This window comes from Moorella glycerini (assembly GCF_009735625.1).
Classification (GTDB): domain Bacteria; phylum Bacillota; class DSM-521; order Neomoorellales; family Neomoorellaceae; genus Neomoorella; species Neomoorella glycerini.
In genome coordinates this window covers 2,227,350-2,242,142 of sequence record NZ_CP046244.1, presented here as the reverse complement: position 1 = coordinate 2,242,142, position 14,793 = coordinate 2,227,350, and the positions used below count along the sequence as shown (strand labels likewise).

17 protein-coding genes and 1 riboswitch are annotated in these 14,793 nt (G+C 52.2%); of the genes, 5 read left to right on the top strand and 12 right to left on the bottom strand.

Translation table 11 applies throughout. The features are described 5' to 3' along the window. Positions 1–26: 26 nt before the first annotated feature. The 7 genes from fliI to flgB form a co-directional block, all read right to left on the bottom strand. Complete coding sequence (gene fliI / locus MGLY_RS11110; RefSeq protein WP_156273851.1) at positions 27–1,337, bottom strand: flagellar protein export ATPase FliI; 1,311 nt, start codon at positions 1,335–1,337, stop codon at positions 27–29. Further along, positions 1,334–2,215 carry a FliH/SctL family protein gene (locus tag MGLY_RS11105; protein ID WP_156273849.1) on the bottom strand — a complete coding sequence of 294 codons (882 nt, stop codon included), beginning with the start codon at positions 2,213–2,215 and terminating at the stop codon, positions 1,334–1,336. Before MGLY_RS11105 ends, fliI begins: the two co-directional genes overlap by 4 nt. Further along, positions 2,205–3,215, bottom strand: a complete 1,011-nt coding sequence (gene fliG / locus MGLY_RS11100) for a flagellar motor switch protein FliG (RefSeq protein WP_156273847.1) — start codon at positions 3,213–3,215, stop codon at positions 2,205–2,207. Before fliG ends, MGLY_RS11105 begins: the two co-directional genes overlap by 11 nt. A gap of 11 nt (positions 3,216–3,226) precedes the next feature. Next, positions 3,227–4,804 carry a flagellar basal-body MS-ring/collar protein FliF gene (gene fliF, locus MGLY_RS11095; RefSeq protein ID WP_156273845.1) on the bottom strand — a complete coding sequence of 526 codons (1,578 nt, stop codon included), beginning with the start codon at positions 4,802–4,804 and terminating at the stop codon, positions 3,227–3,229. Positions 4,805–5,013: 209 nt separating this feature from the next. Continuing rightward, positions 5,014–5,325, bottom strand: coding sequence for a flagellar hook-basal body complex protein FliE (gene fliE, locus MGLY_RS11090; RefSeq protein WP_156273843.1), 312 nt, complete (start codon positions 5,323–5,325; stop codon positions 5,014–5,016). Between the two features lie 64 nt (positions 5,326–5,389). Continuing rightward, positions 5,390–5,815, bottom strand: a complete 426-nt coding sequence (flgC, locus tag MGLY_RS11085) for a flagellar basal body rod protein FlgC (RefSeq protein WP_062282944.1) — start codon at positions 5,813–5,815, stop codon at positions 5,390–5,392. A 120-nt stretch (positions 5,816–5,935) separates the two neighbouring features. Further along, positions 5,936–6,334, bottom strand: coding sequence for a flagellar basal body rod protein FlgB (gene flgB, locus MGLY_RS11080; RefSeq protein WP_156273841.1), 399 nt, complete (start codon positions 6,332–6,334; stop codon positions 5,936–5,938). Between the two features lie 160 nt (positions 6,335–6,494). Beyond that, positions 6,495–6,593: riboswitch (cyclic di-GMP riboswitch) on the bottom strand. 282 nt (positions 6,594–6,875) lie between these two features. Here flgB and MGLY_RS11075 point away from each other — a divergent pair. Further along, positions 6,876–7,445 carry a Uma2 family endonuclease gene (locus tag MGLY_RS11075; protein WP_156273839.1) on the top strand — a complete coding sequence of 190 codons (570 nt, stop codon included), beginning with the start codon at positions 6,876–6,878 and terminating at the stop codon, positions 7,443–7,445. A 40-nt stretch (positions 7,446–7,485) separates the two neighbouring features. Here MGLY_RS11075 and MGLY_RS11070 read toward each other — a convergent pair whose 3' ends face one another. The 5 genes from MGLY_RS11070 to MGLY_RS11050 form a co-directional block, all read right to left on the bottom strand. After that, complete coding sequence (locus MGLY_RS11070) at positions 7,486–7,689, bottom strand: AbrB/MazE/SpoVT family DNA-binding domain-containing protein (protein WP_156273837.1); 204 nt, start codon at positions 7,687–7,689, stop codon at positions 7,486–7,488. 41 nt (positions 7,690–7,730) lie between these two features. After that, entirely contained in the window at positions 7,731–8,219 is a 489-nt protein-coding gene (locus MGLY_RS11065) for a flagellar export chaperone FlgN (protein ID WP_156273835.1), read from the bottom strand. A gap of 2 nt (positions 8,220–8,221) precedes the next feature. Then, entirely contained in the window at positions 8,222–8,638 is a 417-nt protein-coding gene (fliS, locus tag MGLY_RS11060; RefSeq protein WP_054937817.1) for a flagellar export chaperone FliS, read from the bottom strand. Between the two features lie 198 nt (positions 8,639–8,836). Next, complete coding sequence (gene fliD / locus MGLY_RS11055; protein WP_156273833.1) at positions 8,837–10,270, bottom strand: flagellar filament capping protein FliD; 1,434 nt, start codon at positions 10,268–10,270, stop codon at positions 8,837–8,839. Positions 10,271–10,284: 14 nt separating this feature from the next. After that, positions 10,285–10,647 carry a flagellar protein FlaG gene (locus MGLY_RS11050; protein ID WP_156276375.1) on the bottom strand — a complete coding sequence of 121 codons (363 nt, stop codon included), beginning with the start codon at positions 10,645–10,647 and terminating at the stop codon, positions 10,285–10,287. A gap of 220 nt (positions 10,648–10,867) precedes the next feature. Here MGLY_RS11050 and MGLY_RS11045 point away from each other — a divergent pair, with 220 nt between their 5' ends. From MGLY_RS11045 to MGLY_RS11030, 4 genes are all read left to right on the top strand, one after another. Next, positions 10,868–11,080, top strand: a complete 213-nt coding sequence (locus tag MGLY_RS11045) for a hypothetical protein (RefSeq protein ID WP_156273831.1) — start codon at positions 10,868–10,870, stop codon at positions 11,078–11,080. 180 nt (positions 11,081–11,260) lie between these two features. Continuing rightward, entirely contained in the window at positions 11,261–12,508 is a 1,248-nt protein-coding gene (locus MGLY_RS11040) for an IS4 family transposase (protein WP_156273829.1), read from the top strand. 121 nt (positions 12,509–12,629) lie between these two features. Beyond that, on the top strand, positions 12,630–13,976 hold the full coding sequence (locus tag MGLY_RS11035; protein WP_156271486.1) for an IS1380 family transposase: 1,347 nt from the start codon (positions 12,630–12,632) through the stop codon (positions 13,974–13,976). A gap of 499 nt (positions 13,977–14,475) precedes the next feature. Continuing rightward, a complete protein-coding gene (locus tag MGLY_RS11030; RefSeq protein ID WP_156273827.1) occupies positions 14,476–14,790 on the top strand; it encodes a type II toxin-antitoxin system VapC family toxin in 315 nt (104 codons plus the stop codon). Positions 14,791–14,793: the final 3 nt, after the last annotated feature.

The following is a 14,793-nucleotide window of genomic DNA, read 5'->3' as shown; positions in this document are numbered from 1 at the left end:
GTGAGAAGTTAGAGCCGGGATATTATTTAAGTAAATATGGATGATAACCCGGCCAGGGTGGCGTTAAAATCATAGTATTCATCTACGCCCTGGCGCAGGAAGGCCTGGATGGCAACATAATATTGCAACGCCGCGTCTACCCGCGGGTTTGAGCCCTGCTGGTAGGCGCCAATCTCAATTAAATCAGCCGCCTCCTGGTACGCAGCCAGCAGATCCCGCAAGTATCCCGCCTTATCCTGCTGGTCCCTGGAGGTAATCTCCGGCATAAGGCGGCTGATGCTCTGCAGGACGTCAATGGCCGGGTAATGATTGCGGGCCGCCAGTTTCCGGGAGAGGACGATGTGGCCGTCCAGGAGACCGCGCACGGTGTCGGCCACCGGCTCGTTCATATCATCGCCCTCCACCAGCACCGTGTACAGGCCGGTAATGGAACCTTTAGCACCGTTGCCAGCCCTTTCCACCAGCCGGGGCAAGGAAGCAAAGACGGAAGGGGTATATCCCCTGGTAGCCGGCGGCTCGCCAATGGCCAGGCCTATTTCCCGCTGGGCAATGGCAAAGCGGGTGAGGGAGTCCATCATCAAGAGGACGTTTTGCCCCTGGTCGCGGAAATACTCGGCAATGGCCGTCGCTGTAAAGGCTCCTTTAATGCGTACCAGGGCCGGCTGGTCGGAAGTAGCGACCACTACCACGGAGCGCGCCAGGCCTTCCGGCCCCAGGTCGCCTTCGATAAAGTCCCGCACCTCCCGGCCCCGCTCGCCAATGAGGGCAATGACATTGATATCGGCGGTGCTGTGGCGGGCAATCATCCCCAGGAGGGTGCTCTTGCCCACCCCGCTGCCGGCAAAGATGCCCACCCGCTGGCCGCAGCCGCAGGTGAGGAGGGCGTCGATGGCCTTGATCCCGGTGGCCAGGATTTCTTTAATCCGCCGCCGTGCCAGGGGATGAGGGGGACGGTTGTTGACCGGCTGGAGATCGCCTCCTACGAGGGGCATTCCATCCAGCGGCCGCCCGAGACCGTCCAGGACCCGGCCCATCAGCCCCCGTCCCACCGGGATGCGGTGCCCATGGCCGGCCGCCATCACCCGGCAGCCGGGTCCAATACCCTCCAGTTCTCCCAGGGGCATGAGGAGGGTCACTTCTTCCCGGAAACCGACCACCTCGGCCACAACAGGCGCCGCACCGTTGTTATAAATATGGCAAAGTTCGCCTACGGCAGCCTTGAGGCCCCGGGCTTCAATAGTTAAGCCAGTCACCCTGGTAACTTTACCCCCCCGGCGCCAGAGGCTGGCTGTTGCCAGGCGTTGCCGGTAGGTAGTGAGGTCGGGGGCCAGGCTCACGGCCGACCACCTGCCAAAACAGAAGTTGGAGGCTGGAAGTCGGAGGTCGGAAAACTGTGGGAACTGGCTGCGCCAGTTCCAGATAGAAAGTCCGGCGCTGTATGTGTAGCACGGGCGTCTACCCTGAGGATCTTTTTCAGTTCTTCCAGCTGGCTGTCGACGCTGGCGTCAACAAAGCCATTTTCCGTCTCAACCCGGCAGTCCCCGGCCTTAAAACCCGCGTCAGCAATTACCTGGAGCCGCGCTCCCGGCGCTGCTTCTGCCAGGAGTTCGGCGCGGCGCTGGCGGATAGTCCCGGCTGCCTCCGGGGAAGCGTAAATTATGTAATTTTGCCCCTCGGCCACCTGGCGGATGGCCTGGCGGGCGATTTCTAACACCAGGTCCGGTCGCAGTTCTATTTCCTGGCCTATTATTTTGCTGGCAATGGCCAGGGCCAGTTCGATAATTTCACCTTCAGCGGCGCTAATCGTCTCCTGGTAAGCCCTCTGCGCCTCGGCCAGGACCTGCCGGGCTTCTTCCCGGGCGGCTTCAGCCTCCCGGCGAATACGCTCAGCTTCCCCCTCGGCCCGGGCCAGGCCTTCCTGGTAGCCCCGCGCCTCCCCGGAAGCACGGCCCTCTTCCAGGGCTTTCTGCCTCTCCTCCAGGGCTGCCTCTTTGATAGCCGCCGCCTCCCGGCGGGCCTGCTCCAGGATGGCGGCAGCCTCTTCCCGGGCGGCAGTCACTTCCCGCGCGGCATTAGCTTCCATTTCGTCCCGGGCTTCCGGCTTGCCGGCCTCCTCTCCGGTATATTCTATAGCCGCTGCCACCTGCACGGGGCGCAGGGGGATCACCCTTTCGCCCCAACCTGATCCAGCTTTTTTTAGTATCCTAGACAACAATGGCGTCTTCGCCTCCCCGGGCGATGATAATCTCACCGGCTTCGTCCAGGCGGCGGATAATCTGGACAATGCGCTGCTGGGCTTCTTCCACATCCCGGAGGCGCGCCGGGCCCATATACTCGATATCCTCTTTGAGCATCTCGCCAGCCCGCTTGGAGAGGTTGCGGTAAATGCGGTTGGCCACCTCCTCGCTGGCCGCCTTGAGGGCCAGGGCCAGATCTTTGAGGTCGACTTCCCTGAGGACGCGGCGGATGGAGTTATCATCCAGGGTCAGGATGTCTTCAAAGACAAACATGCGCTTGCGGATCTCGTCGGCCAGTTCCGGGTCATCCTGTTCCAGGGATTCCAGGATGGTCCGCTCGGTGCTGCGGTCGGCCCGGTTCAAGATGTCCACCAGGCTTTTTAAACCACCGGCAACGGCAAAATCCTGCTCCACCAGGGAGGATAAACGCTGTTCCATGATGCTCTCCAGTTCCCGCAATGTCTCCGGGGAAGCCCGCTCCATGAGGGCAATCCTTTTGGCTACATCGGCCTGTAACTGGTCTGGCAGCGCCCCCAGGACTACCGCTGCCTGCTCCGGTTCCAGGTAGGCCAGGATCAGGGCTATAGTCTGGGGATGCTCGTTATAAATAAAGTTCACAAGCTGCTTGGGATCGGCCTTGCGGATCATATTAAAAGGTCGGATTTTGGAAGTGGCCAGGAGTTTTTTAATAATTTCCGCCGCCCGTGCCGGCCCCAGGGTTTTTTCCAGCACCTCGCGGGCATACTTCATGCCTCCCTGGAGGATGAACATATGGGCATCGCTGAGCTGCAGGAACTCATCGACGATCTGCTGCATGGTTGCCGGGTCAATGGAGGTAGTGTTAGCAATCTGGTAAGTAATGCGCTCGATATCTTCCTGGGCCATTTGTTTTAAAATTAACGATGATAACTCCGGCCCAATGCTGATCAAAAAAATCGCTGCCTTTTCCAGGCCGGAAAGGGCCTTCTGCCTCGCCAATCAAGCCACCCCTAATCCTCAGCCAGCCAGGCCTTGATTAGTAAGGCTGCATCCTCCGGCCGCTGGCGGATGATCTCCTTCAAGCGCTCCAGTTTGGCCTTGCGTTCAGCTTCCTGGCGTTCTTTTTCCACATCCACCGGTTCTACCGGCTGAACTACCAAGGGTTCTACCAGGACACCAGCCTGCATACCGGCCAGTAAAGCCTCGCCGGGCAGCCGCGCTTGTAAAGCTTTCTGCCGCCGGCGGCGTAACAGGAGTATGATTAACACCCCCATTAAGAGCAAGGCCCCCAGCCCTGCTGCTCCCCAGAGGAGGTACTGCTGGAGCACCTGCTGGCGCTGCTGCCGGGCCTCCATTTCGGCCGCCATCTGCTGCTGCAGGGAATTGTCAAAAGCCATACTGGTAACGGTAATCTGGTCGCCCCGGGCCGGGTTGTAACCCACGGCAGCACTGACAATCTGCTGGATCTGGTTGTTCATATCCGGGCTCACCGGACCGTTAACAGCCACCGCCGTAGAAAGCCGTCTTACCTGGCCGGGAGCCACGATGGTATGGGTCTGGGTCTGGTCCAGCTCATAGTTATGAACTGTATCGGATTTATTATAATTTCCAGTGGTAGGGTTAATCGCCTGGTATACAGGAGGTTGGGTATTGGGCGGCGTCCCTGCCGGTCCACCGGTGCCACCGGTAGTGCCCTGCTCAGTTTTAATTTGCTCGCTCCTCAAGGCGCCTTCCTTGCCCCAGACCGTCTGCTTAATTTCCTGCTGGTCGAAGTTCAGGTCGGCAGTGACCATGGCCACGGCTTTCCCTGGACCCAGGATCTGGGTCAACATGGCCTGGAGCCTCTGTTCCAGGTCCCTTTCATACTGCCTTTTTAATTCCATCTGGGTTTGCTGCTTCTGGGTTAAAGGCGCCGTCTCGCTGCCGGCCAGGCCGTCGCTCAAGACGTTGCCGTACATATCAATGACGCGGATATTCTCGAGCTTGAGACCCGCTACACTGGCAGCCACCAGCTCCATGATGCCCTTGACCTGTTCCGGCTTCAGCCGCGCCAGGGGTTTTAGTTTCAGCATTACCGCCGCAGAGGGCGGCTGCTGTTCCTGTAAAAAGACACTGGGCTGGGGGATGACCAGGTGCACCCGGGCGTCTTCCACTTCATTCATGGCCACAATCGTGCGCTGCAGCTCTCCCTGCAGGGCGCGCTGGTAATCCAGGTTGCGTTCAAAATCGGTCATGCCCAGCTTGTTCTGGTCAAAGAGTTCAAATCCCTGGCCGCTGTTTAAAACCCCGGCGCTGGCCAGGTCCAGGCGCAGCTGGTAGAGCTGGTCCTTGGGTACCAGGATGGTCGTCCCCTCGCCCGCCAGCTGGTAGGGCACCTTCATTTCCTTTAACTTTTCTACCACCGCTGCCGCGTCCCGCTGCTGCAGGTTGGTAAACAGGAGTGCGTACTGGGGCTTTAGCAGCCACTGCGCCAGGAAGGCGCCCCCCAGCAGGGCGGCTATACTTATAGCCATGAGGGCCGAACGCCGCCCGGGGGTTAAACCCTGCCAGAAATTTTTTATCCTGTCCAGTATATCTTTAACCTTCATTTTGAGCTCCCGGAAGGCAAATTTACTTGCTAACCATAATTAATATCAAAACCAGGACAAAATGCCTCCCTTGCCAGAAAGCTTTAATCTCAGGCCGGGACACCCCGCCGCTGCGCCACCCCAAAACGAGTGATTTCCCAGAAAGTACTGTAACGAAGTTAGTCCAGCTCAACTGCGGCGCATGAATATGGCCTCCAACCGGCTTGCTGCTAAACCTGCATGCGGGAGATTTCCTGGTAAGCCTCAATGGCCTTATTGCGCACCTGCATGGCCAGCTGGAGGGAAAGGTTAGCCTGCTCCAGGGCCAGCATGACCTGGTGGACGTCCTCTATTTTACCGGCCAGGTACTCCTGGGTGAGGGCATCGGCTTGCTGTTGCAGGGTGTTGATTTCCCCCAGTTTTTCCCGCAGGACTTCACCAAAAGACCTGGCTACGGCTTCTGTACCCTGGGGGATGAGCCGGGATTGCTGGCTATCCTGGAGGGGAGCCGGTATTAACAGGGAAACCGGTGTAAGAAGCATGGGAATCACTTCCTTATAACTAAATCTCCGCCTCTCACTTTAGCGGCAGCCAAGCCCCCTGCTCCTAACGCCCGATCTCCAGGGCCTTCAGGGTCATGGCCTTGGCCGCATTCAGGACGGTGACGTTGGCCTCATAGGCCCTGGTGGCGGTTATCATATCTACCATTTCGGTAACGATATTAATATTTGGTAAAGCCACATAGCCGTTAGGGTCAGCATCAGGGTGAGAAGGGTCATATACCAGGCGGGGCGGCGTATTATCCTCCACAATGGCCGCCACCTCCACGCCCCTGCCAGGGGCCTGTCCCGGTGATTGTCCCAGGGCTTCCCGCAGCTTCTCCGCAAAAACGGGTACCTGCCGCCGGTAGGGGCCGCCCCGGGGTGTCCTGGTGGTATTGATATTAGCCAGATTGTTGGCAATGAGATCCAGGCGCAGGCGCTCAGCCGTAAGGCCAGAAGCGCTGATGGCCAGGGCTGGCAACAGTTCCACTCCTCCTACCTCCAATCCACGGGCTCGTCCGCCGGAGCCGCCAACACAAACCCCCGCAGGCGTCATTGCAGTGTTTTCCTGAAATATAACGCCCTCGCTTGTTATCAGAGTTAGGGCCGCTTAGCGCCTGCCTTCATTGATCACATAGCGCAGCATAGCCAGCCGGCCGTTTAGCTGCTGGGTGGCAAAATTAAAGTTCAAGCTGTTCTGGGCCAGGTCGACCATCTCCCGGTCGATATCCACGTTATTGCCGTCCTGGCGCATGCTAGTACTGTTATCCTGGTTAACCTCCGGGGTAAGATCTGAACCTGCTGCCGGCAGGTGATAGGGATTAGTACGATACAGGGGCAGACCAGGCTCTAATCCCAGAGCCTGGCTGAGTTTCTCTTCAAAGGAAACTTCGTAGCGCTTGAAGCCGGGGGTATTGACATTGGCAATATTGTGGGCAATAACCCGCTGACGCAAAGTTGCCGTATCCAGGGCCTTTTCCAGGACATAGATAGCCGGCGTCATAAACATCCATGTTTCCCCCTTTTTCCCGGAAAAATGATTTTTTTCTCCAGCAGTTACCACTTTAGCATTTCTATGGGAATTTGGGTATCCGACTTAAGTCCTAAATTTGTCTGGGACTTTGGTCCTAAAAGAAAAACCCGTTTACCGGGCAGCTTAAAGAACCGGAAACGGTAGCCTGGCAATCATAGTCCGGTCCCACTCTGCCCGGACCTTAGACCCATAGCTTTGCGCGCATCCCCTTTCGGAGAGCTTGCCCTTGACGCCCGGAGTAAGAAAATTTTACTTGGATTCTGTCGATATTTATTCAACACGTTTTGCCAAATTCCTGCAGGTTGAGAGAAAATTAACCAAAAAAAATAGAACCGTTTCACCCCTTCAAGAACAGTCTCCTTTTTTTCTATCCCTCTAAAGATTTCGATTCCAACTGTGGTATAATATAGCCATCACAATCAGCCTGGGATCGTATAGATACGACAATCATCCTGGTAAGGATGTAGGGTATAATATATAACAGAAGGAAGGACAGAAGAAAGGGGGATTCTAAAGAATGGCGGCAGTCGAGGTTGCCCGTCGGCGTTTTACCGTTGAGGAGTTTTACCAGATGGCCCGGGCAGGCATATTAGGAGAAAATGACCGGGTAGAGCTGATTGATGGGGAGATTATAGAGATGGTGCCAATAGGGACCCGGCACGCCGCGTGTGTGAGACGGATGGATCGCATCTTTAGCACCAAAATAGGCAATAATGCCCTGGTAGACACCCAGAACCCTTTACGCTTGGACCAAAACTCGGAACCCCAGCCTGACTTGATGTTGCTCAAGCCGCGCGATGATTATTATGCTTCTTTCCACCCCCGGCCGGAGGACGTGCTATTGTTAGTCGAAGTGGCTGACACTTCGGTGGCCTATGACCGCGAAGTAAAGGTAAACCTGTATGCGAAGGGCGGGGTAAATGAAGTATGGCTGGTTAACCTCCAGGCGCAGCAGGTGACTGCCTATCGCCTGCCTTCGCCGTCCGGGTATAGAGAGATTAAAGAATACGGGCGCGGCGATCATATTTCGCTGCTGGCTTTCCCGGGACTAAACATTCCAGTACAGGATATAATACCGGGAGATTAGCCCCGGGCTTTTCCCGCCATCCCCGCACCCGTTTCTTCATCTACTTGATTAAACTCATCCTGACCTGCTGGTGCCTAGCCTCCCGGAAACTTTCTAGCTGCAGGCGCCGCAGGATGACCATATCCCCCTGCACTTCCACGGCTACATGATCGCCCGTTTCCCATCCCAGTTGTTGCCGGATTTCTTTAGGAATTACTACTTGCCCCCGGCTTGATAGTTTTGTTATTTCAACCTGCTTACTCATTGTCTTCCATCCCCTGCCCCTGCTCTCTACCTCATCTTAACTTATAGCCGCCGGTCCAGGCACCGGGATACCGTGGTTTTATTTTCCCGCCGGTAGGCCCGGGCCATTTGCCGGGCTGTTTGTACTTGCTCCAGCTCAGCCCTGGTTGTTGCTATAGCTTGTTGCATATTTTTTATATTAGCTTCTTGCAGATGCCGGCATTCCTCCCATAAAGCTCGCACCTGCCGGGAGGCCCCGGCCAGTTCCCGGCGGGTTGCCAGCGGCAGGAGCTCAACCCTTTCCCACTCCAGACCTTCACACCCCGAAACTATTACCAGGAGCTTTTCAAGCTGCCGGGTAGCCTGCCGCACCCGGGTCAACCTTTCCCTCCAGGTAGCGGCTTCTGCAATGAGATTATTTAACTCATCCCAGGCACTGGCTTGAATGACCTGCTGTTGGTGTTTTAAGTTTTGCTGCCACATCTGCATCAGTTCTACTTCCTGGTCATACGCCTCTAAAAGCTGCCTGGCCACTGTTTCTATTTCGCTCATTTTTAGCCCTGCCAGTTCATCCCTATTCTGGTGCGATAATCGTGGGTCTGGTAAATTCTTGTTGCTTCTTCCCAGGTGTCGCGTAGCTGCTGTAACAGGTCAATTACTTCATTAATCATAGTTGCGCTCTTTTTTACATTGGCCTGGACCAGATGACGGTACATGAAGTCGTATAGCTTATAAAGATTTTCCGCAATTTCTCCCACATCTCTGTTTAAGGTCACCATCAGTTCACTCAGGATATCCTGGACCCGGCCCAGGTTATTGCTTACTCCGGCATAATCCTTTTTTTCCATAGCAGCCAGCCCCTGGCGACAAAAGCGCAAGGCTCCATCATAAAGCATCAGCACCAGCTTTTCCTGGGACAGGGTCTGGACCTGGTTTTGCTGGTAGGCCTGATAGGGGTTGTTGACAGCCATTTTATTACACCTCGATTTTATTCACCTTGTGCCTAAAGGGTCGCTAGTTTAAAGCCTACAACGCCTGCCGGCAAACTACGTCAGGAAGTTAAACTTAACTTAAGGGGCTCTTCAACCCTCTCCACATCCTCGCCGCTTCCACTCCGATTTATGAACATAGTATCATAAAGTAAGATTTAATTATATTGGCGTCTTAATCTATTTCCGCTGGTAGGCCCCCAGGCCAGCAATCTGCCCGGCCAGCCAGGTCCCCTGACTCTGCAAAGCCGCCAGGGCCTGCTCCATGGCCGTAAACTGCCGCCGCAACTGTTCTTCCTTCATGGCCAGCCGATCTTCCATACGGGCGATCTGGTCGTCGATATCGTCAATAATATTCTGGGCCGCATCTTCCTGGGCAACCAAAATTCCTTTCGTATAAGTGGAATTTCCTGTACCTTTAATTAAGAAGGTTAAATAATTATCAAAACTGACTGCCACGCCGCCCGTACCCGAATTATTATAGAATAACTGGTAAACAGCATCGGCATCCTTTTCCAACGCTGCCGTCAATTTATCGGTATTAATTGTTAATTTTCCACTGCGGTCAAAAGTTAATGTGCCGCTACCCACCACTTCACCCGTGCTGATCCCTATATCCTGCAGGCTCTTATATGGTCCTGTTACCCCACTTACTATACCACTAGCCAGTTGTCTGAGTTTTTCTTGGATTGCCATCAGGGTGGGATCGCTCTGCAGGTCACCTTTATCGCCTAATTTAGTGGCAATAAAGTCCATCACGGAGTTATATTGGGCTACAAAAGCATTGACGGCATCTATTGCTCTTTGAGTATCGCTAGCTATTTGCAAGTTTACAGGACTATTGGTAACACCCTTTAGATTTAAAGTAACTCCCTGGATAACATCATCAACCGTATTTTTTGAGCGGGTAACCGCTAAGCCATTTACACTAAATTGGGCGTCTTGCCCTATTTGTATTTCAGTTGGAGAAGTAAGGTATAGTTTATCTGTTATAGCACCACTCGCGTCATCAGAAAAGCTAATTGATACACCCGAACCACTCGTTTTGCTGGTAATGACCAGTTTGTGATCTACTATACTGGCGGTTACTATATCACCTGCACCCGGATCGCTTGTCGTTGGAGGAACAATATTTATCGCTTCAACAATTGATTGCAAAGTACTGTTTGAGTCAACATCAATATATCTTTGTTTTGATGTGCCATCATCAAAGTTAATATAAAGCTTACCAGCAGGTAAGCCTAAAGAAACATTATCAGCAGTACTGACTTGAGAACTACTCGCTACTGTTTCAGGTTTAGCCAGTTGCGTAATATCTATTTCATAGCTAGCGGGAACAGCATTGCTGTCGGCCGTCGCCGTTAAAGCAGCCTCGTTGCTAGAAGTAGCTTTAAAACTGTTAAAAGTAGATGCCAGTTTGAGATCCCCTAAGGTGTTCCATAAGGATGAAATGCGTACGTAAACATCATGCCAGGCATTTTTTTCAAGATTATACTGGATTTTACGCTGCTGTAACCTGGTTAAAGGTATTCGTTCAATATCCATTAACTGCTTAATAAGGGTATCCGTATCCAGCCCTGAAGCCAGGCCGGAAATATAAAGGCTTCCCGTCATATTAGAACACCCCCCTATATCAGCTCATCCAGAAGTAATCCCACCAGCTGCTGCATCTGGCTGGCCACTTTCAGGACGTTTTCCGGTGGAATGCGGCGGATAATTTTGCCTTCTTTGGCATCAATCACCAAAACATATATTTCGCCCTTCTCGTGGTCAAGCTTAAAGCGCAGTTTAATATTGAAAAGCTCCGTGGCTGCGTTGAGTCTGGCCACCGACTGGTCCAAATCACCCTGGGAATAGCCGGCCTGCCCCTCTTGCCGGCGCTTTTCTTGCTCGCTGTCCACGTTAATCTTTTTAGCATCCTGTACTGTCGGTTTCTGTGTCTGGCTCTGGACCTGGTTTAAGATTAAAGGATCGACCCCTTCGACACGCACTGCTGCCACCCCCACAGTATTTCGCTACACATTTATATCGACAAATAACTACCGTGCTTGAGTTTTTAAGGAAAATTAAAGTTAGGCGCGCCTTTAAACACGAGGAGTACTTTTTTCCAGCGTGGTATATTGTCATAAACTAACCTGCAGTAGCATGCTTCTCTATATGGTTCTGCTTTTAGTTATTGTGGTATAATGTAGTCATCAAAGAGGTGAGAATATGGCCGTAGAAAAGATTATTAAAGAAATTCAACATCTAAACCGTAAGGATAAGGCCAGGCTATTACGGTTTCTTGAAGCGGAGCTTATAAAAGAAGACAGCAGGGAAGATCCAATGGAAGACTTTATTGGGTCCATAAAGAAATTATCGAAACCTTCTAAAGGTGCATCTGGATATGAAAAAGATTTATACGGCGGCCCCTCTACCTGCTAAAGTAAAGATTTTTATTGATACCGGCACTAGCGTTGCATAAAGAAAATATCAGCTTGTCAAGGGTTATTGCGCCCTAAAATCGGCTAAATTCCTGAAATAACCTGGCCTTGCAAGAAAAAACTCCTTATACTAGAGATTAAGGGTAGTCCTTGCCCCAACCTCTAACATAAGGAGGCCAAAATGCAAGGCAAGGATACCACATTATCCACATTTCATCAACTGTTTGCTCCGGTTTCTGACAACTGTTTTTGGCAATTAACCAAAGGGCTGGAGGTGGATAAATACGCTAAAAAGCTAACAAGCCTTCAACTCGTTGAACTAATAGCCTTCGCCCAGCTGGAACAACTTGACGGCCTGCGGGATATCAGCAACAGCTTTCATGACCCGCAATTTAGCCGGGCCATCAACCTGAAAAGCATCAGTTTCTCCCAGATATCCCGCCGCTTAAGGAGTTTACCCCCGCAATTTATCCGGCTGTTATTCAGCTATCTCACCACCCGTGTGGGCCAAGAAATTGGCTTTGAAAACTTAAGAAATGCAGTAGGGCGTATTTACCTCATTGATTCTACTACCATTAGCCTCTGCCTGGCCCAGTACCGCTGGGCCGAGTTCCGCCAGACTAAAGGTGGGGTAAAACTCCACCTGCGCTTACGGTTCTATGAAGAAGAAGTTCTACCTGATAAAGCAGTCATCACCCCGGCCCGGCCGGCAGATAAAACCCAGATGGATGCCCTTGTAGTCGAGGAAAAAGATGCCTTAAACGTCTTTGACCGTGGCTACGTTGACTATAAGAAGTTTGATAGGTACTGTGAAGAAGGCATCCGCTTTGCCAGCCGCTTAAAGGGTAATGCTCTGGTGACAGTAGTCAGAGACTTGCCCGTGAATGCTGATAGTAAGGTTAAACAGGATCAGATCGTTTACCTGGGCAAAGACGGCGTTACCAAAATGAAGCATCCTCTACGGCTGATAACGACCGAGGATACCCAAGGTCAACCGGTAGTAATTGTCACCAATGATTTTCAACTAAAGGCAGAAGAATTAAGCGAGATTTACCGTAACCGCTGGCAGATAGAACTCTTCTTCAAATGGATCAAGCAACACCTCCGGGTAAAACACTTTTACGGCAAAAGCGAACAAGCTGTAGAAAACCAGCTCTTCATAGCGCTAATAACCTACTGTTTGATGGTCATACTCCAGTTAAAAGCCGGTTACCGGGGACCACTGCTAACCATTAAACGTTTAATCCGTACCTGCCTGTATGAACCCTTTACCTTCTTCGTCCAAACCCTGCACCTAAAGCCTAAACGCAGTTCCCGGGGGCGGCGCAGGATAGACCATGAAGGTGTCTATCGGGAAGTAGTAAGGCAAGTACTGGCTGGCGAAGCTGATTATCTCAACGACGTAACCTATGACCCCTTAGTTCTTTAAGCAGCCTGAATCCGTGACAACCCAATAACAAAATATCTGGATATGGCTCAAAACCTCGCGAAAAATAAGGTATAATAGGCTGGATGGCAAACGAATCCATGTTCACCTGCGAGGTGCGGCCATGAAATTCATCATTGAACAGTCTGATGAACACCTTACCCCCGTTGCCGGACTGGCTCTGGTGGGGGAAATCATTGATCATACTGCTCTGAAACTCAGGCTAAATAAGACCCGGATACCTGGTGTTTCTTCTCCGGATATTTCTCACGGGGATGTTATCACCTCTTACGTGGGCCTGCTTTGCCAGGGTCGCAGTGATTTTGACCATATTGAGCTTTTTCGGGATGACCCCTTCTTCGCTGCGGCGCTGGGTATTCAGGATGTGCCTTCAAGCCCTACCCTGCGCCAGCGCCTGGATATGATAGCTCATAGTGTACCCTACCAGGAGATTATCCTCGAGGAAACGGCCAGGTTCCTTAAGAAACTTAAGGCACCGGTAACTCCTGTTACCCTGGGTTCCAGGGAACTAAAGCGCCAATATGTCCCTTTGGATATTGATGTTACTCCCTTTGATAATTCAAATTCCAAGAAAGAGGGTGTTTCCAGGACCTATAAGGGCTACGACGGTTATGCGCCTATCTTCGCCTACCTCGGTAGGGAAGGCTACTGCGTCCATACCGAACTGCGGGCCGGGAAACAGCATTGCCAAAAAGGGACGCCGGAGTTCCTGCGACAAGCTCTAACCTTTGCTCGCGCTATCACTTCGCTGCCACTTTTAGTACGGATGGATGGCGGTAATGACAGCCAGGATAATCTCCAGGTCTGTTTGGACCCGGAAATCAAAGCCGATTTTATCATTAAGCGTAACCTGCGCAAGGAAACGCCGGAGGCCTGGCTGGCCATTGCCAAGGAAAATGGTACCGCCACCCTAGAACGGGAGGGAAAAACCGTCTATCGGGGGCACCAGATGGTGAAAATCGAGGGTGCTGACACCCCTGTCCGTCTGGTGTATAAGGTCACCGAGCGGACGATATTACGAAACGGCCAGCTTCTCCTGGTCCCGGAAATTGAGGTCGAAACCTACTGGACCACTTTACCCGACCCGGTGGAGGATATCATTACCCTCTACCACGACCACGGCACCAGTGAGCAATTCCACAGTGAAATCAAAAACGATTTAGACCTGGAACGGCTGCCCAGCGGCAAGTTTGCCACCAATGACCTGGTGCTACACCTGGGTGTTTTCGCCTACAACATTCTAAGGCTTCTGGGGCAGTTTAGCCTCCCGCTAAAGGAGGTACCGCTGCGCAATAAGAAAGCTCAACGCCGGCGGCTGCGTACCGTTATACAAAACCTGATTACCATAGCGTCCCGGCTGGTTCACCACGCCCGGCAGGTCAAATTACGATTTGGGCAGCACAGCCCGTGGTATCCAGCTTTCCGGTACCTATATAAAGCGTTGGCTTAATACAGAACTTCTAGCTCCAGTTAGCTGTATAAGCAGGCTCCAAGCCTCTTAGGACGAGAGGTCTACTTTGTTATTCCCTTATCCAGGGGACCCAAGGTAAGAGTAAATAGCCTTCGTCCACATAATCAACTTTAGACCCAATTCAATGTATCAGCAGATGTTAAATATAACTGTTAATACCATTTACTGTTAGTGCGAGTTCTACCCAGTTGTTATTATCACGGATTCAGGAAGCAGCTTAATATGGCAATATGTGGATAAGGACTACCCCTGATACCCTAAGTCCTTTAACCAGAGAAGGGAGAAATCTATGGTTGTATACACCATTAATGTTATTATGTTACACGTATCCAGTTTCCATATATTGCCTTGGGGTAAGCTGCAGATTTTTATGCAACGCTAGTGTGATACCGGTGCCTTTATCGCTCTGGGCTGGGAAAAAGATCTGTACCATGAAATAGCAGTCAACTTTTACCGTTCCAATCGTAATAAATGGCGAATGTTCACAAGTAACTATATCATCGCCGAAACATACACCTGGTTGCGATATCATACTTCTTCCCTTCATGCCCTTTCTTTCCTGGAAACCGTAAAAAAGCTGCAGTCAAAAGATCGCTTAACCTTAATCTACGCCAGCCAGGACATGGAGGATAAAATCAAACAGCTCCTGCGTCGGTATCGGGATGTGGTATTGTCTTACCCTGATGCCGCCACCGGTGTTATCGTTAACGAGTTCAATATCCCCCAGATATTCGGCTTTGATAGCCACCTCGCCATGTTTGGCAAAACGGTGCTCCCGGGTACAGGCGGCTAGGTA